The sequence below is a fragment of the Streptomyces himastatinicus ATCC 53653 genome (assembly GCF_000158915.1).
GTDB classification, from domain to species: domain Bacteria; phylum Actinomycetota; class Actinomycetes; order Streptomycetales; family Streptomycetaceae; genus Streptomyces; species Streptomyces himastatinicus.
Map to the genome: position 1 here is coordinate 2,999,331 of NZ_GG657754.1, position 16,592 is coordinate 3,015,922.

Consider the following 16,592-nt stretch of genomic DNA (forward strand, 5'->3'; position numbering starts at 1 on the left):
ACCGATCAGCCGCATCGCGTCCATGCCCCGAACCCCTCTCAACGGACTTTCCGCACCCGTCACTCCTCCACTACCCAGAGTGATGACTAACAGGCCGAAAAGCTAGGGGAATTCAGGAATCTGTTCACAACAGTTGCGTTGTGGATAACTTTATCGCTACGGAGAGTGACGAACGGGGCTTCCAGGCGCCGCAATCGGGAACCGGCCCTCGTTGCGGTCGATCTTCGCGGCCAGCGCGGCGAGCGCGTCGATCCCCAGCACTTCGCAGAACTGGAGCAGATACGCCAGCACATCGGCGACCTCGTCCTCGACCCGGGCCGCCTTCCCCGGCTCCTCCATCACCCGCGCCGACTCCTCAGGCGTCAGCCACTGGAAGATCTCCACCAGCTCCGACGCCTCGACGCTCAGCGCCGCCGCGAGGTTCTTCGGGGTGTGGTACTGCTGCCAGTCGCGCACCGCCGCGAAGGCCGCCAGCCTGCGCTGGAGGCCCGCCACATCAAGGCCGTCGGGTCGACGCTCACACGCGGCGGGAGGCGCACCGGACTCGGGTTCAAGAGACTCGCTCACGCTCCAGGTTTACCACCGTGACAGGAGCGTCCCCCGTGACGGGGGCGTCCCCGACCGCCCCCGTCACGTCCCCCACCGTCCCCACCAGCCGGATGTGCCCCCGTGCGCACATCCGGACCGCCACCCCCAGCAGCTCCCGCGCCTGCCGCCGGTCCAGGCACCGGTCGAAACCGTCCGCCAGCACCGTCAGCACCTGCCGCGCGGGAAGCACATCCGCCGCCGGTTCCATCGCCAGCACCCCCGGACCGGTCAGCAGCACCAGCGCGAGCGCCAGATAGCGCAACTCCCCGTCCCCCAGCCGCTCCACCGGCATCGCGCCCAGCTCCCCCTGCTCCACCAGGGCCCGCACCCCTCCTCCCCCGGCCCCCTCCGTCACCAGGCCCTCCACCGGCCCCGCGCACCCCGCCCGCACCGCCGCCACCAGCGCCGCATGCCGGGAGACGCACTCCCGGCTGGTGCGCCGCAGCACCGCCGCCAGGTTCTCGCAGCCGCCGCGCAGCCGCCCGTCGCGCGGCGCCGCGGGCGCCCGCATCCCATCCGGCCGCGGATCGCAGGCGAACACCGAACGCAGCGCGATCACCACCTGCTCGGCCCCCGCCAGCGCCAGCCGCTGCCCCTCGGTGATGCCCGCCACCCGCAGCGGCAGCAGCGAGGTCGCCAGCCGGTCGTCGGGCAGCGGAGCCCGGGTGACCGCGACCGCCCCCGCCGTATGCCAGGCGGCCTGGACGGAGCGCCGCTCCGGATCCCGCAGCGCCGTCTCCAGCAGCGTCTCCCCCGCCCCCGTCAACCGCTCGCCCACGATGCGCAGTTCGGGCTCGGCCTGTACGGCGACATCGAGCCGCACCGGCCCGACCGGGCCGTCCACGGTGCACCCGATACGGAAGCCGCGCCGCCCCTGCCGGTCCGGCCGCGCCCGGCGCGGGATGTACGACGCGGGCTCGCGGAACACCTCCGCGAGCCGGGCGCCCCCCGCCAGGCGCGCGAGCGCCGCGTACGCCTCCAGCACGCCCGATTTACCGCTTCCGCTCGGCCCGGCGAACAGCGTCAGCGGCCCCAGCGAAAAGGCCGCACGTCGATGGGACTTGAAGGCGGACAGCCTCAACTCGGTCACGGCGGGCCGCAGCCCGGATGCGCTCATGCCCGGAACATATCTGTGGGGACATACCGCCGAACCGTTACTCCTTCCGTATCTTCCTACCATCGGGGGATGGTGGATGTGACCGAAGATGACCACGGGGGCGCACGATGGCCGACAGCACGTTCTGGATCGCGGCCCTCACCGGTGGCACCGCCGTCGTCGCCAGTTGGGTCACCAGCCGTGGCAACACCCGCGCCGCCCAGATCCAGGCCGACACCGCGGCCCGCGCCCAGCAGACGGAGCGGCTGCGCGACAGCAGGCGGACCGCGTACCTGGAACTGATCGAACAGATCCACATCATGGGCGACTTCTACTGGGAGATCTCCGCCGCCCAGCGAAACGGCGACTTCCGCACCCGCCCCGCCCTGCTGGACGAAACGCTGGAGCGCGAGCGCGACCACTACGGGAAGCTGCGGCACCGTGCGCGGGTGGTCGAGCTGGAGGGTCCTGCCGCCGCGGGCGAGGCGGCGCGCAAACTCCAGAAGTCGACCGGCCGGTTCCACCGCTCCCTGGTGGCCATGGCCGCCGACGACCCGGAGGCGATACGCCGCTTCAACGACGCCTACAGCCCCTTCTGGGCCACCCTCGGGGACTTCGTGGACGTCGCGAAGACGTCGCTCCAGGAGCCGTAGGCACAGCACCGCTCGGGGATCACTCCCCGACAAGCGCTCCGGCAAGGTGCGTGGCCAGGGCTTCGGCCATGGGCCGCAGCCCCATGGCGCGCGGAAGCACGTGGTCGTCGTAGTCGCCGTCCTCGATGGACTCCCGGTTGTTGAACAGGACACGCACGTCGGAATCCAACATGGCCACGAACCAAGACATGAACTCGGCCGCGTCCAGGGCCGTATAGCCGGTCAGGGTCAACCCGGTGTGGCTGTACTCCCCGGACCGCTCGGCGCCGCCTTCGAAGATCATGGCGAACTCGGCTGACTCGGCCACCCCGGAGTCATCTTCGGTCAGGGCGGTCGTGCAATTGGGCCACCGGCCCCGAGCAGCCTGCGCGAAGTCCTCGAGCGTAACCCCCCACCTCCCGCCCCCGGCCGGGGCGAAGTAGTAACTTGTGATGACGAGGGCGGCTTCATCGGGAGTCATAGGTCACTCATTTCTCAGTCGTTCTAGCCAGGGTGGTACCGGACACTACCCGGCACTCCATCTTTCGCCATCAGGTACTGCCAATATGCCATGCTTTCCGGGCCATTTGTAATGATCTCCAAGCCTTTGACTTTACTTCCGTCAGCCTTTATAGCGCGACCGTAGTCCCTGACCTCCTTGGCGTCCTCTCTATGCGGACCCTTTTCCCACTGCTTCTTCGCATCTTCGGGAAGTTCGAGCTTTTCCAGCGTGCGCGGAGTCTTGCACGAGTTCGGATCATTGACGTACTTGGCGTCGAGAGCATACCCGTCCTCAGCCCGTAGTCCGTCGGCTTGCTGGACGCTCTTCTGACCTTCTTTGGGCGGCAGGGGTAGATCGTATTCGGGGTAGCCCGCGGTGTCGGCCTGATAGCGGTTGACCGGGTCCTTCTCGGTCCGTTGGTTGGCGAAGTCGTGTTGATGCAGGCCGGACGCCCACTTACGGAAGTCGGCCTGCTCCTTGGCACTCAGCCGAGTCGCGCCAGGCTCCGGCGGAATGGGCCCCTTGGGATTGACACCCGGGCGGGGCGGCCCCGGGACCGGAGGTTTGCGATTTCCGTAGAACGCAGCGAAGATGCCGCTCGTCCCTGAAGAAGCCGGAGCCTTCGCTACGACTGGAACGGCGGGCATCGGCACACGCAGAGGAGCCGCCGGAAAGATCGACGGGAGGTCGGGGTCCAAGGGGGCCGCTGGCTCGGGCAGCTTCACCTTGCGCCCCGAGCCGTCGAGGACGCCGGGAATGCGCCCGAGCCCGTTGATACGCGTGTCGCCACAGACAGCGTCGTTAAGGCCGTGATCGTTGTCGTTGTCCAGCAAGGAGTCACCGAGGGGCCCGCCGCCCGCCATCCAGTCCGCCTTGGCGTCCTCGACATGCCCGGCATAGGCGTCGCAGGCGCCAGCGATCTCATAACAAGCCGTGGCCAGGTTCGCCAACAACGCCTCGCCCTCGACGCTTTCGGCAGGACGGTCTCCGGCGCCTATGAACATGTCGAAGTAGTCGACGAACCCCGTGACAGCTCGCCCGGCCCAGTCTCCGACCAGCATCCGCTGGCCCGTCTGCGCACTGATACGCGTATCGTCCAGCAACTCCCCGGCCTTACGCCAAGCCTTGCCCGCTTCCTTGGCCTTGGCAGCGTCTCCCCGTGGCCCCTGAGTGTTGAAGTCATCGAGCCAGTCTTCCTTGGCCACGACTTCTGGAAGGTCGTCCTCGCTGCCCACGGGATTGCACTCGCTGTTCGTGGCGGGCCCTTTGAGCATATTGATGGCTTCGTCCGGTGAGAACTTCCCTATCATCGATGCCGCGATCTTGCTATCCGTCGCAAGGAAGTCGAAGGCCATCTTCATCACCGTGGCGGAGAGATTGCCCATCGTGTACGTGGAGAAGGACATCTGAGCCACGGCTTCACGGGCAGCGCCCTGGTACACCTTTGCGAAGTTGCGTCCGCCCTCGTCGTCACCGGCCATGCCCTTGGAGGTCTCCAACGCCACTACCAGAGCGTTGACGACCTCCACCAGAAAGTTCATGTGGGTACTGAAACCGCCGGATATGCCCACCAATTGGTCTGATTTGACATGCACGTCCGCCATTTAGCACTCCTCCCCCGACAGAAAACCGACCACGCCGAACAGTCTATCGACAGCAACACACTTATGCGCGGCACGACTTGCCAGCCCGGGAAGTCACAAGCACACACGTCACCGCGGCATGTCCAGTTCTGCGCGGACGGTTTTCCCGACCGGCGGGCGGTCAATTACCGTCCACCGGTTGGCGAGGGTGTCAACCAGAAGAAGCCCGCGCCGGGTCTCGGACAGAGTCGGCGGGGCGTGAACACACGTGCGGTGACGGGCCCTTGGCAGGTGGAGCGTGACGCCATGCGCCCACCGTGGCCTGCGGATTTCCCTGCGCACCAGGATGACGACGCGTACGCTGAGTCATCGTACGCACACAACTGGTGGACGGTACTCGTAACCGACCGTAAGCATGGGTGCGATCAGGAGGGGCACCGCGGGGCGGGTTGCACAGGAGGTGGCCAGCGATGGCCGAGGAAAGTGTCAGTACGGATGGTGGGTCGGAACCGGGTGAGGTGCCCGCGTCGCTGTGCGGCGGGGAACCGGAAACTTCCGGCAGTCTGCGGACGTTCGGGGCCGTCGTCGAGGCTCTGCGGGAACATGTGGGTCTGAGCAGGGCGGAGTTCGCGGAGCTCGTGCGGTTCTCCAAGCACACGGTGGCGTCGGTCGAACAGGGACGGCGCATGCCGGACCCCTCACTCGTGGAACGGGCGGAGGAGGCGTTGGGGAACACCGGCGCCGCGCGGGAGGCCGCCCGGCACCTTTGCCGACAGCCGGGGCTGGCGGCCTGGTTCCGGCAGTGGGCGCGCCTGGAGAGGGTGGCGATCAGCCTCTACACCTACGAATGCCCGGGTGGTGCCGGGCCTGTTGCAGACCGAGGCATACGCGCAGGCAGTGTCGCTGAGCGTCCCCGCCCCGTGCCGGACGAGGCGGAGGATGGCCCGAGCGCATCGCCGCCCGGCTCGCACGACAGGAGCTGCTGTCCACCAGCCGTAAGCCGCCGGCGGTGTTCAACTTCATCATCGAACAGGCGGTGCTGGAACGGTACACGGGTGGCGAGGACGTCACGCGGGAGCTGCTGGATCATCTGCTGGACGTGGACGAGCGGCACTGGAACGTGGAGTTGCAGATCATGCCGTTGCGGAAGCCGGTGCGCGCTGGGCTGGACGGTCCCGTGCAGTTGCTGGAGACCCCCGAGCACCGCTGGTTCGGGTACTCCGAAGGGCAGAAGAACGGCCGCCTGATCTCTGACCCAAAGGAGATCAGCGTGGAGCGGATGCGAGGAGACCTATGAGCACGTCGGAACTCATCTGGCACAAGTCCAGCTACAGCAGCGGCAGCGAAGGCGACTGCGTCGAGGTGGCCACCTGCCCCGGCACAGTCCATGTGCGCGACTCGAAGGACAAGGCGGGCGCACAGCTCGCCTTCTCCTCCACTGAGTGGGCCGATTTCGTGGCGTACGCCGCCGGGCGCTGACCTACCCGCCCCGAACCGGATCACCCCCCGGTACGGGGCGGCTTCATGGGGGCAACCTTCGGCATCACTCGACTGTCTATCTGTGATGAGCTGCGGCGTCTGTTTCTGACATCGGGGTCCCGCATGAATCGCACCGTACGTACCGCCGTCCTGTCCATCGCCCTCACCTGCCTCGCGCTGAGTGTCTCCGCCTGCTCGGAGGAGAAGGCCGTCGACGCCGTGGACAAGGCGGTGGACCAGACGTACGAGGTCACCTACGAGGTGACGGGGAAGAACGTCCAGTCGATCGAGTTCCACGGGGGCGGCGGTAAGGCCATGAACCCCAGAACCGCGACAGTGAAGAAGCCCGCACTGCCCTGGAAGAAGACGGTGACGCTGCGGGGCATCATGCCGTCGGCGGTGGCGCCGGTCTCCACGGACGCCTCGGTGACCTGCAAGATTCTGCACAAGGGCAAGGTCATCGCGGAGGCCAAGGGCAAGAGCATGATCAACGCCGGTGGCTGCGTCGCGGAGTCGCCGATCGGCAAATGACCCGGCGGGGTGCCCCCCTCCGGTCCTGGCGGACCTTCCATCCGTGCATGGGCGTCGCGTATCCGGGGCAGCCAGACCGCGTGCGGGCCGATGCGGTGGGCGACGCGGGTGGGCGGGGAATCCCTTGCAAACCGTCTCGACCGCAGCTGCCCCGCCCGGCCCCTGGGCTTCCTGCCACGAGCGACCGGGCCCACGAGGGCCGCCCTGCTCCGTCAGTCCTTGCCACGCCGTGTCAGGGCGTCCCTGAAACGGTCCACGATGCCTGCTCCCGGGGGCAAGCAGCTTGTTGGCGGGCGAGGTGTGCGGGGCGGAGGGGCGCGGCCGGGTCGGAGCGGTCTTCTTCGCCTGGCGGACCTTGTCGGTTGTCCTCCTCGTCACGCACGTGCGAGCACATCTCCGTCATCAGCTCACCGACCCGGTCGAACGCGGGGGCGTCAGCGTTGACGCCCCCGAGTTCCTTCATGGTCCGCTCGGCATCGGCGTGGTCCGCGATCTCCTCGTCGGCGACGCTGTCGCCGTCGGGCAGGAACTCGCGGACGGCTGGATAGAGGTATGCGGGCGTCCCGGAAGTCCATCGCGACGACCGTTCCCTCGCAGGAGGTCGACCGTGGCGCCCAAGGAGGGGAACAGGCAGCTCAGGAGCCCTTCCCCGCCGGCTCCAGCACCGCCACGCACTCCACGTGGTGCGTCACCGGGAACAGGTCGAACGCGCGCAGGCGGCGCGGGGCGTAGCCCGCGTCGTGGAAGTAGGCGAGGTCGCGGGCCAGGGCTGCCGGGTCGCAGGCTACGTAGGCGATGCGGCGGGCGCCCAGGGAGGCGAGGTGGGCGACGGTCTCCTTGCCCGCGCCCGCGCGGGGCGGGTCGAGGACGATCAGGTCGGCCTCGGTGATGCCGGTGCGGGGCAGGACCTGCTCGACCTTGCCGTGTTCGATGCGGACGCGGTCCAGGTCCTGGAGGTTGTGGCGGGCGTCCTCGGCCGCGCGCTTGGAGGACTCGATGCCGAGCACCGCGCCGCGCTCGCCGACGCGCTCGCCGAGGGCGCCCGCGAAGAGGCCGACACCGCAGTAGAGGTCGAGCGCGGTGTCGCCCTTGCGGGGCATGAGGCCCTGCATGACGGCCTCGACCAGCAGGTCCGCGGCCTTGGGGTGGACCTGCCAGAAGCCGCCCTCGCCGACGCGCCAGGTGCGGTCCGCGGCGCGTTCGCGGACGAAGGGGCGGCCGTGGACGCGGTGCACCAGGCGCTGGCGCTCGCGGCCGCGGGACTCCGCGATGCGCAGGACGGAGACCGGGCGGTCGAGCTCGACGATCGGCAGCCGGGCGCCGGGGCGGGGGGTGAGGACGACCTGACGGTCGGAGGAGCCGGTGGCGGCGATGGCCTCGATGCTTTCGATCTGCGGCCATTCCCGCTTCTCGATGCCGAGTTCGGTGACCCCGGGCGCGGCGATCAGGCAGTGGTCGACGGGCTCCACCTCGTGCGAGCGGTGGCGGCGCAGCCCGGGGCGACCCTGCTCGTCCACCGCGTACTGGAGCCGGGTGCGCCAGGCCGGGACCTCGCCGCGGGCCACCTTGTCGCCGGGGGCGGGTTCGACGGTGCCGTCCCAGCGGGCGTCCTCGGGAGTGAGCCCGGCGAGCCGCTGAAGCTGCTCGGTGATCACCTCGGCCTTGAGCCTGCGCTGGGCGCCGGGGGCGACGTGCTGCCAGTCGCAGCCGCCGCACCGGCCGGGGCCGGAGAACGGGCAGGGGGCTTCCACCCGGTCCTTGGCGGGGTCCAGGATCCGCACCGCGTCGGCGCGCAGGAAGCGCGCGCCCTCCTCGCCCTCGGTGATCCTGGCGACGACCCGTTCACCGGGCAGGGTGTGGCGTACGAAGAGCACCTGGCCCTCGGCGGTGCGGGCGATGCAGTGACCGCCGTGCGCCACCGGGCCGACCTCGACCTCGTACTCCTCGCCGACCAGCGACGTCTTGGGCTCACTTGGCATGGCGGGCTCGGCTCCAGAGGGGGTGAGGGTGTGGTGGGAACAGCAGCCCACCAGTCTACGGCCCCGCACCCCCGGCCCGTCCCGCGCGGGCCCGCGGGGCTACCGCCCCGGCGTGCGGACGCCCGTCTTCTCGGCCTTGCGCTCGCCCTTCGGCCGCTGCGGGACGACGGGGCCGCGCCGGACCGAGCCCGGGGCGTTCCACTCGGCGCGCTTGCGGGCGCGCTTGCGGGCCAGCTCCGAGGAGTCCAGCTGCCAGGGTACGGAGGTCACCATCACGCCGGGGGTGAACAGCAGCCGGCCCTTGAGCCGCAGCGCGCTCTGGTTGTGCAGCAGGTGCTCGTACCAGTGGCCGACCACGTACTCGGGGATGTAGACGGAGACCACATCGCGCGGGCTCTCCCGGCGCAGCCCCTTGACGTAGTCGATGACCGGGCGGGTGATCTCGCGGTACGGCGAGTCGAGGATCTTCAGCGGGACGTCGATGCCGCGCTCGTGCCACTCGGTCTGGAGCGCCTTGGTCTCGGCGGGGTCGACGTTGATGCTCAGCGCCTCCAGCCGGTGGGAGCGCATCAGCTTGGCGTAGGCCAGGGCGCGCAGCGTCGGCTTGTGGATCTTGGATACGAGGACGATGGAGTGCACCCGGGAGGGGCGGACCTCGTCCTCGTCGTGCTGCTCCTCGGCCGCGGCCAGTTCCTCGGAGACGCCGTCGTAGTGGCGCCGGATCGCGCTCATGGTGATGTAGAAGACGGCCATGCCGAGCAGCGCCACCCACGCGCCGTGGGTGAACTTGGTGAGCAGCACGACGACCAGGACAAGACCGGTGAAGAAGGCGCCGAAGGTGTTGATCGCGCGGGCGCGGATCATGCGGCGGCGGGCGGCCTGGTCGCGCTCGGTGGCCAGATGGCGGTTCCAGTGCCGCACCATGCCGGTCTGGCTGAGGGTGAAGGAGACGAAGACGCCGACGATGTAGAGCTGGATCAGCCGGGTCGAGTCCGCGCCGTAGATGTAGACGAGGACCGCGGCGGCCCCGGCGAGCAGCACGATGCCGTTGGAGAAGGCGAGCCGGTCGCCGCGGGTGTGCAGCTGGCGCGGCAGGTAGCGGTCCTGGGCGAGGATCGAGCCGAGCAGCGGGAAGCCGTTGTACGCGGTGTTGGCGGCCAGGAACAGGACCAGCGCGGTGGCCGCGGCGAGCACCACGAACAGGAACGAGCCGTCGCCGAAGACGGCGGCCGCGACCTGCGAGATCACGGGGTTCTGGGTGTAACCGGAGCCGAGCGCGGCGCCGTCCTTGAACAGATCGTGGGCCGGGTCCTCGGCCATCTTGACGTTGGTGACCATGGCGAGGGTGATGATGCCGACGAACATGGTGACGGCGAGGCCGCCCATCAGCGCCAGCGTCGTCGCGGCGTTCCGGCTCTTGGGCTTGCGGAAGGCGGGCACCCCGTTGCTGATGGCCTCGACGCCGGTGAGGGCGGCGCAGCCGTCGGAGAAGGCGCGCAGCAGCAGGAAGATGAGGGCGAAGCCGGCCAGCCCGGTCTGTTCGGCGTGGACCTCGAAACCGGCGGTGGGGGCCTTCATGTCGTCGCCGAGGACGAGCGCGCGGTAGGCGCCCCAGAGGATCATCACGAAGACGCCGCCGACGAAGACGTACGTGGGGATCGCGAAGAGCTTGCCCGACTCGCGGACGCCGCGCAGGTTCATCAGGGTCAGCAACAGGATCATCGCGACCGCGACGAGCGTCTTGTGCTCGACGATGAAGGGGACGGCGGAGCCGAGGTTCTCCACCCCGGAGGAGATCGACACGGCCACCGTCAGGACGTAGTCCACCAGCAGGGCGCTGGCGACGGTGAGACCCGCCTTGGGGCCGAGGTTGGTGTTGGCGACCTCGTAGTCGCCGCCCCCGCTGGGGTACGCGTGCACGTTCTGGCGGTAGGAGGCGACCACCGTGAACATGAGCACGATGATCGCGATCGTGATCCACGGTGAGTAGTGGTAAGCCGACGCACCCGCCACGGAAAGGACGATCATCACCTGCCCAGGCGCATACGCGACGGAGGACAGGGGGTCGGAGGCGAAGACAGGGAGCGCGATGCGCTTCGGGAGGAGGGTCTCCCCCAGCTTGTCGCTGCGCAGCGCGCGCCCGATCAGGATCCGTTTCGGGACGTCGGTCAGTTTGGACACGCTGAGGATCGTAAAGGGTGGGCCGGGCGCCCGCCCAGCCGCCTGCCCACGCTGAGACGGGCGGGCGGCGGGACGGGCCGTACGGCGGTCAGGACAGCCGAACCGGCAGGGCGCGGTGGCCGTTGGAAATGAAGGACTCCACCGGCTCCAGCGCGTCCTGCCCGGACGCTAGCGAGAGTCGAGGGAAGCGGTCGAACAGGGCCGGGAGCGCGATCGCGGCCTCCAGCCGGGCCAGCGGTGCGCCGACGCACAGATGGACACCGTGGCCGAAGGCGAGATGGCTCTTGAGCTGCCGGGTGACGTCGAAGGCGGCGGCGTCCTCGCCGTGGATCTCGGGGTCGCGTCCGGCGGCCGCGTAGGCGGCGAGGATCGCGTCGCCCTTGCGCAGCACCACCCCGCCCTCCAGCTCGATGTCCTCGACGGCGTAGCGCAGCGGCAGGTTGGCGACCGGGGCGGAGTGCCGCAGAGTCTCCTCGATCACGTCCTCCCACGAGGCCCGGCCCTCGCGCACATGGGCGAGCTGCTCGGGATTGGTGAGGAGCGCGTGGACCGCGTTGTCCAGGAGGTTGACCGTGGTCTCGTGCCCGCGGTGAGCATCAGCGCGAGGGTGTCGCACAGCTCACGCTCGCTCAGCGGCGGAGTCCTCCTCCGCTGCGTACGGCGATCAGCCGCTGGTCAGGTCGTCGCCTGGCCGCTCGCGCTTGGAGGCCACGAGCGCCGCCATGATGGCGTCCATCTCGGCGGAGGCGGCCGCGACCTCCTCCGGCGAGGTGGTGGTGCGGAAGGAGCTGTCAGCGAACGCGCTCATCCGCGCGCGCAGCCCCTCGTCGGTGAGCCCGAACAGCTCGTAGATCACCTGAAGCGGCAGCGGGTACGCGTACCCCTCGCGCAGATCGACCGGCTCACCGGGCGGGGCGGCGGCCAGGCGGTCCAGCAGATCGGCGGAGATCGCCTCGATGCGCGGCCGCAGGGCGGCGGTGCGCCGCGCGGTGAACGCCTTGGAGACCAGGGTGCGCAGCCTGCGGTGGTCCGCTCCGTAGGCCGTGAACATGTTCTGCACGGCCACCCAGTTGATCAGCGGCCAGTCGGACGTGACCTCACCCTCGTGCCAGGCCCGCCAGTGCAGGCGCGGGTTCTTGGACACCCGCGGGTCGGTCAGGAGCTGCTTGAGCAGGCTCTGGCGGCTTATTGCCCACGCCACCAAGCCCCCAGGAAGCCCCACAGGCGTCGCGGGCCCTTGGCTTCGGACGCGGTCGGCTTCGGCGTTGATGTCGCTGCCGGTGGGGTCGAGGACGAGGGGACGGGACTCGTGGACCACTGGTTGTCTCCCTGGGGCTCGGCGGGCTGTCGTTGCGCGGGCACGGCCGCGGCGGGCGGCATGGAGGCGGGTTCAGGGGCCGGCTTCGTGAGGACGGGGAACCGCACGGGGAGCGACGCCAGAGCGCGGTTGAAGGGGCCGGGGCGCCAGGTCAACTGGTCGGACGACACCGCGAGTTGCATATCGGGGAGGCGGTCGAGAAGCCTTTCGATGGCCACGGAGGCGATGACCCGGGCGGGACCCTCGGCGGGGCAGCGGTGGGCGCCCACGCTCCAGGCGAGGTGGGCACGGTTGCCCGCGCGGCCCTGGGAGGTCAGCACGGGGTCGGTGTTGGCCGCGGCGTAGCTGGTGAGCACCACGTCGCCCTTGCGCAGCCGCACGCCGCCCATCTCGACGTCGTAGCGGGCGAACCGGGTACCGAAGTTGGCCAGCGGCGGATCGGCCCACAGCACCTCGTCCAGGGCGTCCTGGACGGGCAGGCTGCCGCCGGACAGCTCACCGGCGAACCGGTCGTCCGACAGCAGCAGCCGCAGCGCGTTGCCGATCAGGTTCACCTGGGGTTCGGTACCGGCCGCCATCAGCAGCGCGATCTGCTGCATCAGCTCGTCGTCGGCCAGCCGCGAGGGGTGGGCGATCATCCAGGAGGTGACGTCGGCGCCGGGCTTCTGGCGCTTGGCGTCGACGAGGTCCGCCATGTAGCGCGACAGGTCCTCGTTGGCCTGCCCCGTTTCGGCGCTGCTCGCGTCGAACATGATCGTGAGGATCCGGATCAGTTCGCTGCTCTGCTCCGGAGGGGCACCGAAGAGCCGGTTGAACACCATCAGCGGGATGATCCCCGCGTACTCGCTCAGCAGCTCGGCCTCGCCCTGCTCCACGAAGGAGTCGATGAGGGTGTCCGCGCTGCGCTCCACGTAGTCGCTCAGCGCGTGCGAGTCCACCCGGCTGAGGCTGTCGGTGATCGCCCCGCGGTAGCGGGCGTGCTGCTCGCCGTCGGTGAACAGGGCGTTGGGCCGGAACTCCATCATCGGCAGCACGGGGCTGTCCGCCGGGAGCCGGCCCTCAGTGAGGGCGGCCCAGTGACGGGGGTCCTTGGCGAACCGCTCGGTGTCGCGCAGGACCTCCAGCGCCGTGGAGTAGCCGGTGACCAGAAACGCGTCGACCCCCGGGGCGAGCTCCACCGGGGTGATGGGCCCCGCGGCCCGCATCCGCGCATAGATCCCGTGCGGATCGGCGGCGAAGTCGGCGCCGTACATCGGCACCCGGGCGCCATGCCCCAGGGGACCGGCGGAACCGGACACACCGCCTTGGTGCGCGGGGCAGCCCGGCGGTGGTGCGGTTCCGGTGACGGCCTCGAGGTCTGGACGGTGGGTCACACATTCTCCTGGGACGAACTAACGGGTGTGCCGGGCCTGTAGATACTGGACGAGGGCGATCAGGGCGTGGGTGGAGGAGATCCGGTCCCTGGCGTCACAGGTGACCAGCGGGGTCTCCGGCAGCAGATCGAGCGCCTCCCGGACCTCCGTCTCGGCGAAGCGGGGCGCCCCCTCGAAGTGGTTGACGGCGACCGCGTACGGCAGCCCCTGCTCCTCCAGGACGGCCATCACCGGGAAGGACTGCTCCAGCCGACGGGTGTCGGCGAGCACCAGCGCGCCCAGCGCGCCGTGCGTCATGTCCTTCCACATCCGGGTGAAGCGCTGCTGTCCGGGCGCGCCGAAGAGGTACAGGACCAGGGACTCGCTGAGGGTGAGCCGGCCGAAGTCCATGGCGACCGTGGTGGTCGTCTTCTCCTCGATGCCGGCGAGGTCGTCGATCAGCGCACCGGCCTGAGTCATCGTCTCCTCGGTGCGCAGCGGGCGGATTTCGGACAGCGAGCCCACGAAGGTCGTCTTGCCGACCGCGAAGTGCCCGACGACCAGCAGCTTGGCCGCGGTCCGTACGGTCTGGGGCAGATAGACCGCGCCCTGGTCAGAGGCGAGCGCGGAGTCCATCGAGCACCTCCTGGAGGAGCTGGGTCTCGGGGAGTTCGGCCTTCGGGATGGGGGCCCGGGTGCTGATGTGGCCGCTGTCGACCAGATCGCCCAGCAGGACCTTGGTGACGCTCACCGGCAGCTCCAGATACCCGGCGACCTCGGCGACCGACAGCGCGCCGCCGAGGCAGAGGTCCATGACCCCCCGCTTCTCCGGGCTGAGCCCGGTGAGCGGCCGGTCGGGGTGGGCCATGACCAGGGTCACCAGGTCGAAGGTGTTGCGGCTCGGGTAGGCACGGCCGTCGGTCACGACATACGGCCGTACCAAACCTCGTTCGTGCCTGCCCGGACTCATGCGGGACTGCCGATCCCCTGCCAGGCCGCGCCCTGCCGCGGCGGGCTGGTCAGTTCCTTGCCCAGCCGGTCGACCAGCTTCTGCATCCGGTAGCTGACCGCCTCCATGTCCACGTGCTCGGTGGCCGAGACGGCCAGGTACGCGCCGGGACCGGCGGCGATCAGGAAGACGTAGCCGCCGACGAACTCGACCAGCGTCTGCTGCCAGGGCGTCTCGTCGCGGTCGCAGAACTCGGAGGTGCTGCGACTGATCGACTGGAGCCCGGAGAGCGCCGCGGCCTGGCGTTCGGCCTCGTCCCGCGCGATGCCCGCGGAGTGCGCCCGCAGCATCCCGTCCGCGGAGAGCAGGATCGCGTGCTGTGCCTCCGGCATCTTGACCACCTCGTCGAGCATCCATCCCAGCTCGTTGTTCATGTGGTCGTTCATGCCTGGCGGTTCCCTTCTTCGGTGTGAGGGGCGGCATCCTGTGTGACGCCACGGCCGGAGCGCGTACCGCGCGCGAACGCGCCCATGCGCTTGGCGGTCTCTTCGGCCGAGCGGACACGGTGCGACCCCGTGTCGGTTTCGGGGGCGCCGGACCACGGTCCGGACGCGGGCCCGTCCGCCGGTGGGGTGGCGGTGGGCTGCCGGCGGCGGCGCTTGGGCAGACCGCCCGCGGTCTCCCCGTACACGCGCGTCGCCTCTTCGTCCGCGGGCGCGTGCGCCGGGGCCGCGGCCTGGGCCGGTGCCGGGGCGGGCTCCGGGGCCGGTGCGGGGGCCTGTACGGGCGCCTGCGCGGGCGCCTGGGGCTCGGCGGGGGCCTGGGGCGCGGCCCGGCGGCGGGTCGCGCGGGACGGGAGGGTACGCAGCGGGGCGGCGGCCTCGGCCTCGTACGGGTCGTGGGCCGCCGGAGCGGCGGCGGGCGCCTCCGCGTCGACGTGGGTGAGCAGCGCGCTGGGGAGGAACAGGACGGCGCGCACACCGCCGTACGGGGACCGGGTGTCCACCGAGACGCTGAAGCCGTACCGGGCGGCGAGCAGGCCCACCACGGCGAAGCCGAACTGCGGCGGGTCGCCCAGCCGCGAGACGTCCACGGCGCGCTGGCCGGACAGCAGCCCCGCGGCCCGCTGGACCTCCAGGCCGTCCATGCCGACCCCGGCGTCGTCGATCACGATGCAGGCGCCGTTGTGCACCGGCTGGAGGCTGACCTCGACGTTGGTGTTGGGCTGGGAGTGCCGGGCGGCGTTGTCCAGCAGTTCGGCGACCGCGAGCACCACGGGCTCCACCGCGCGGCTCACCACGCCGATGTCGATCAGGGCGTGCACCTGGACCCGCCGGTAGTCGCGGATGCGCGACTTGGCGCCCCGGACGACGTCGGTCATCGGGGAGGCGGTGCGCTGACGGCCGGGCCAGGAGCCGCACAGCACGGCGATGGCCTGGGCACGGCGGCCGAACTGCGCGTTGGCGTGGTCGATCTCCAGCAGGTCGCGCAGCACGTCGGGGTTGTCGTGCCGGTCCTGCATCTCCGAGATCGATACCTGCTGTTCGTTGGCGAGGCCCTGGAGGGCGCGCATCGACGCCTTGAGCGCGGCCTTGGCGGAGGCGTCGGCCCGCGACTGTGCCTTGTCCACCGCGCGCGCGAAGTGTTCCATGACCGCGTGCAGGCTCTGCGCGTAGGCGGTTCCGGCCAGCTTTTCGTCCCGCAGTCCGGGCAGCGGGGTGGGCTGGCTCAGCGCGTCCGCGATCGCCGGGAGGCGGACCTCGACCAGATGTTGCACTTCCTCGTCGCGGGAGCGCACATTGTCCTCGAGCGTGGCGTTACGCCTGCGCACTCCGGCGGTGATCCGGCGCTGGCGTATCAGAAGCACCGACACGACCAGGAGGACGACGGCCAGACACCAGCTCACCGCCTCCGTCATGTGATCTGTCATCAGGAACCTCGTGCAGAGAACGCGGGCGCGGAAGGAACGATTCAGTGCCCTGATGTCCCGTCCGAAAACGGAATACAGCGATCATCTTAGCCACGCCGTGACCGAGTGTCCGACGGCCGTAACAAAGTTCGAACTCACGGGACTCTATTGCCAATTCCCGTAATGGTTCAGTGAAGATCCTGGATATCGGGCAAAGATGAGGGAGCACGCCCCCCGGCGGCCGTCATCCGTGCCCGCCCCACACCGTAGCCGCCGGGCCGCCCGCGCACCACGTTTCCTCCCGCCCGGTGCACTCGGGCGGGGAATCGCCCCATGGGTATGGATACGGTGGGAACAGACGCCGTGGCGGACGACCTCCGTCGCCGTGCGGCACCGGCACCGGGGCCCTTCGCCCCGCTGTCGCCCCGTAGGTCCTGGAAGGAAGATGTGAGCAGGGTGTTTGCGCAGGTCAGCACGGTCATCAGGAGTGCGG

At 70.0% G+C, this 16,592-nt stretch carries 16 protein-coding genes and 3 pseudogenes; 4 read left to right on the top strand and 15 right to left on the bottom strand.

Translation table 11 applies throughout. The features are described 5' to 3' along the window. Positions 1-156: 156 nt before the first annotated feature. Both SSOG_RS12095 and SSOG_RS12100 read right to left on the bottom strand, forming a co-directional pair. Complete coding sequence (locus SSOG_RS12095; RefSeq protein ID WP_009714504.1) at positions 157-567, bottom strand: nucleotide pyrophosphohydrolase; 411 nt, start codon at positions 565-567, stop codon at positions 157-159. Next, positions 551-1,705: an AAA family ATPase gene (locus tag SSOG_RS12100; RefSeq protein WP_039937314.1), complete on the bottom strand. Its 1,155-nt coding sequence runs from the start codon at positions 1,703-1,705 to the stop codon at positions 551-553. The genes SSOG_RS12095 and SSOG_RS12100 overlap by 17 nt, the downstream gene beginning before the upstream one ends. Before the next feature lie 107 nt (positions 1,706-1,812). Here SSOG_RS12100 and SSOG_RS12105 point away from each other — a divergent pair, with 107 nt between their 5' ends. Beyond that, positions 1,813-2,337 carry a hypothetical protein gene (locus SSOG_RS12105; RefSeq protein ID WP_009714506.1) on the top strand — a complete coding sequence of 175 codons (525 nt, stop codon included), beginning with the start codon at positions 1,813-1,815 and terminating at the stop codon, positions 2,335-2,337. Positions 2,338-2,356: 19 nt separating this feature from the next. On the opposite strand, the gene SSOG_RS12110 is transcribed toward SSOG_RS12105, so the two are convergent. The 3 genes and pseudogenes from SSOG_RS12110 to SSOG_RS55905 all read right to left on the bottom strand — a co-directional run. Continuing rightward, on the bottom strand, positions 2,357-2,797 hold the full coding sequence (locus SSOG_RS12110) for a hypothetical protein (RefSeq protein ID WP_009714507.1): 441 nt from the start codon (positions 2,795-2,797) through the stop codon (positions 2,357-2,359). 23 nt (positions 2,798-2,820) lie between these two features. Then, complete coding sequence (locus tag SSOG_RS12115) at positions 2,821-4,422, bottom strand: restriction endonuclease fold toxin-2 domain-containing protein (RefSeq protein WP_009714508.1); 1,602 nt, start codon at positions 4,420-4,422, stop codon at positions 2,821-2,823. Positions 4,423-4,530: 108 nt separating this feature from the next. After that, a pseudogene (locus SSOG_RS55905) lies at positions 4,531-4,656 on the bottom strand (ATP-binding protein); the annotation flags it as partial. Between the two features lie 215 nt (positions 4,657-4,871). Here SSOG_RS55905 and SSOG_RS12120 point away from each other — a divergent pair. From SSOG_RS12120 to SSOG_RS12130, 3 genes and pseudogenes are all read left to right on the top strand, one after another. Next, positions 4,872-5,686, top strand: a pseudogene (locus SSOG_RS12120) (helix-turn-helix domain-containing protein); the annotation flags it as partial. Between the two features lie 8 nt (positions 5,687-5,694). After that, positions 5,695-5,880 carry a DUF397 domain-containing protein gene (locus SSOG_RS12125; protein WP_009714510.1) on the top strand — a complete coding sequence of 62 codons (186 nt, stop codon included), beginning with the start codon at positions 5,695-5,697 and terminating at the stop codon, positions 5,878-5,880. Positions 5,881-6,003: 123 nt separating this feature from the next. After that, positions 6,004-6,411, top strand: a complete 408-nt coding sequence (locus SSOG_RS12130; protein ID WP_039937317.1) for an MmpS family transport accessory protein — start codon at positions 6,004-6,006, stop codon at positions 6,409-6,411. Between the two features lie 212 nt (positions 6,412-6,623). On the opposite strand, the pseudogene SSOG_RS55910 reads toward SSOG_RS12130, so the two are convergent. The 10 genes and pseudogenes from SSOG_RS55910 to SSOG_RS12170 all read right to left on the bottom strand — a co-directional run. Beyond that, positions 6,624-6,967, bottom strand: a pseudogene (locus SSOG_RS55910) (hemerythrin domain-containing protein); the annotation flags it as partial. A gap of 79 nt (positions 6,968-7,046) precedes the next feature. Next, a complete protein-coding gene (locus SSOG_RS12135; RefSeq protein WP_009714513.1) occupies positions 7,047-8,390 on the bottom strand; it encodes a class I SAM-dependent RNA methyltransferase in 1,344 nt (447 codons plus the stop codon). Between the two features lie 99 nt (positions 8,391-8,489). Then, entirely contained in the window at positions 8,490-10,571 is a 2,082-nt protein-coding gene (locus tag SSOG_RS12140; protein ID WP_009714514.1) for an APC family permease, read from the bottom strand. A gap of 88 nt (positions 10,572-10,659) precedes the next feature. Next, positions 10,660-11,187, bottom strand: coding sequence for a cytochrome P450 (locus SSOG_RS58415; RefSeq protein ID WP_425385411.1), 528 nt, complete (start codon positions 11,185-11,187; stop codon positions 10,660-10,662). Between the two features lie 48 nt (positions 11,188-11,235). Further along, positions 11,236-11,772 carry a cytochrome P450 family protein gene (locus tag SSOG_RS58420; RefSeq protein WP_425385412.1) on the bottom strand — a complete coding sequence of 179 codons (537 nt, stop codon included), beginning with the start codon at positions 11,770-11,772 and terminating at the stop codon, positions 11,236-11,238. Beyond that, positions 11,757-13,142: a cytochrome P450 gene (locus SSOG_RS55915; protein ID WP_009714516.1), complete on the bottom strand. Its 1,386-nt coding sequence runs from the start codon at positions 13,140-13,142 to the stop codon at positions 11,757-11,759. The genes SSOG_RS58420 and SSOG_RS55915 overlap by 16 nt, the downstream gene beginning before the upstream one ends. 138 nt (positions 13,143-13,280) lie before the next feature. Then, positions 13,281-13,877, bottom strand: a complete 597-nt coding sequence (locus tag SSOG_RS12155) for a GTP-binding protein (RefSeq protein WP_009714517.1) — start codon at positions 13,875-13,877, stop codon at positions 13,281-13,283. After that, on the bottom strand, positions 13,855-14,211 hold the full coding sequence (locus SSOG_RS12160; protein ID WP_009714518.1) for a DUF742 domain-containing protein: 357 nt from the start codon (positions 14,209-14,211) through the stop codon (positions 13,855-13,857). The genes SSOG_RS12155 and SSOG_RS12160 overlap by 23 nt, the downstream gene beginning before the upstream one ends. Beyond that, positions 14,208-14,636, bottom strand: a complete 429-nt coding sequence (locus SSOG_RS12165; protein WP_039937322.1) for a roadblock/LC7 domain-containing protein — start codon at positions 14,634-14,636, stop codon at positions 14,208-14,210. The genes SSOG_RS12160 and SSOG_RS12165 overlap by 4 nt, the downstream gene beginning before the upstream one ends. Further along, positions 14,633-16,120, bottom strand: a complete 1,488-nt coding sequence (locus tag SSOG_RS12170) for an ATP-binding protein (protein WP_039937325.1) — start codon at positions 16,118-16,120, stop codon at positions 14,633-14,635. The genes SSOG_RS12165 and SSOG_RS12170 overlap by 4 nt, the downstream gene beginning before the upstream one ends. Positions 16,121-16,592: the final 472 nt, after the last annotated feature.

What these genes read in the sequence shown, in the direction of transcription:
- SSOG_RS55915 (WP_009714516.1), bottom strand. Translation starts at nt 13,142, where the DNA reads ATGTACGGCGCCGACTTCGCCGCCGATCCGCACGGGATCTATGCGCGG.
- SSOG_RS12170 (WP_039937325.1), bottom strand. Translation starts at nt 16,120, where the DNA reads ATGACAGATCACATGACGGAGGCGGTGAGCTGGTGTCTGGCCGTCGTC.
- SSOG_RS12130 (WP_039937317.1), top strand. Translation starts at nt 6,004, where the DNA reads ATGAATCGCACCGTACGTACCGCCGTCCTGTCCATCGCCCTCACCTGC.
- SSOG_RS12125 (WP_009714510.1), top strand. Translation starts at nt 5,695, where the DNA reads ATGAGCACGTCGGAACTCATCTGGCACAAGTCCAGCTACAGCAGCGGC.
- SSOG_RS12155 (WP_009714517.1), bottom strand. Translation starts at nt 13,877, where the DNA reads ATGGACTCCGCGCTCGCCTCTGACCAGGGCGCGGTCTATCTGCCCCAG.
- SSOG_RS12165 (WP_039937322.1), bottom strand. Translation starts at nt 14,636, where the DNA reads ATGAACGACCACATGAACAACGAGCTGGGATGGATGCTCGACGAGGTG.
- SSOG_RS12135 (WP_009714513.1), bottom strand. Translation starts at nt 8,390, where the DNA reads ATGCCAAGTGAGCCCAAGACGTCGCTGGTCGGCGAGGAGTACGAGGTC.
- SSOG_RS12105 (WP_009714506.1), top strand. Translation starts at nt 1,813, where the DNA reads ATGGCCGACAGCACGTTCTGGATCGCGGCCCTCACCGGTGGCACCGCC.
- SSOG_RS12115 (WP_009714508.1), bottom strand. Translation starts at nt 4,422, where the DNA reads ATGGCGGACGTGCATGTCAAATCAGACCAATTGGTGGGCATATCCGGC.
- SSOG_RS12100 (WP_039937314.1), bottom strand. Translation starts at nt 1,705, where the DNA reads ATGAGCGCATCCGGGCTGCGGCCCGCCGTGACCGAGTTGAGGCTGTCC.
- SSOG_RS12110 (WP_009714507.1), bottom strand. Translation starts at nt 2,797, where the DNA reads ATGACTCCCGATGAAGCCGCCCTCGTCATCACAAGTTACTACTTCGCC.
- SSOG_RS12160 (WP_009714518.1), bottom strand. Translation starts at nt 14,211, where the DNA reads ATGAGTCCGGGCAGGCACGAACGAGGTTTGGTACGGCCGTATGTCGTG.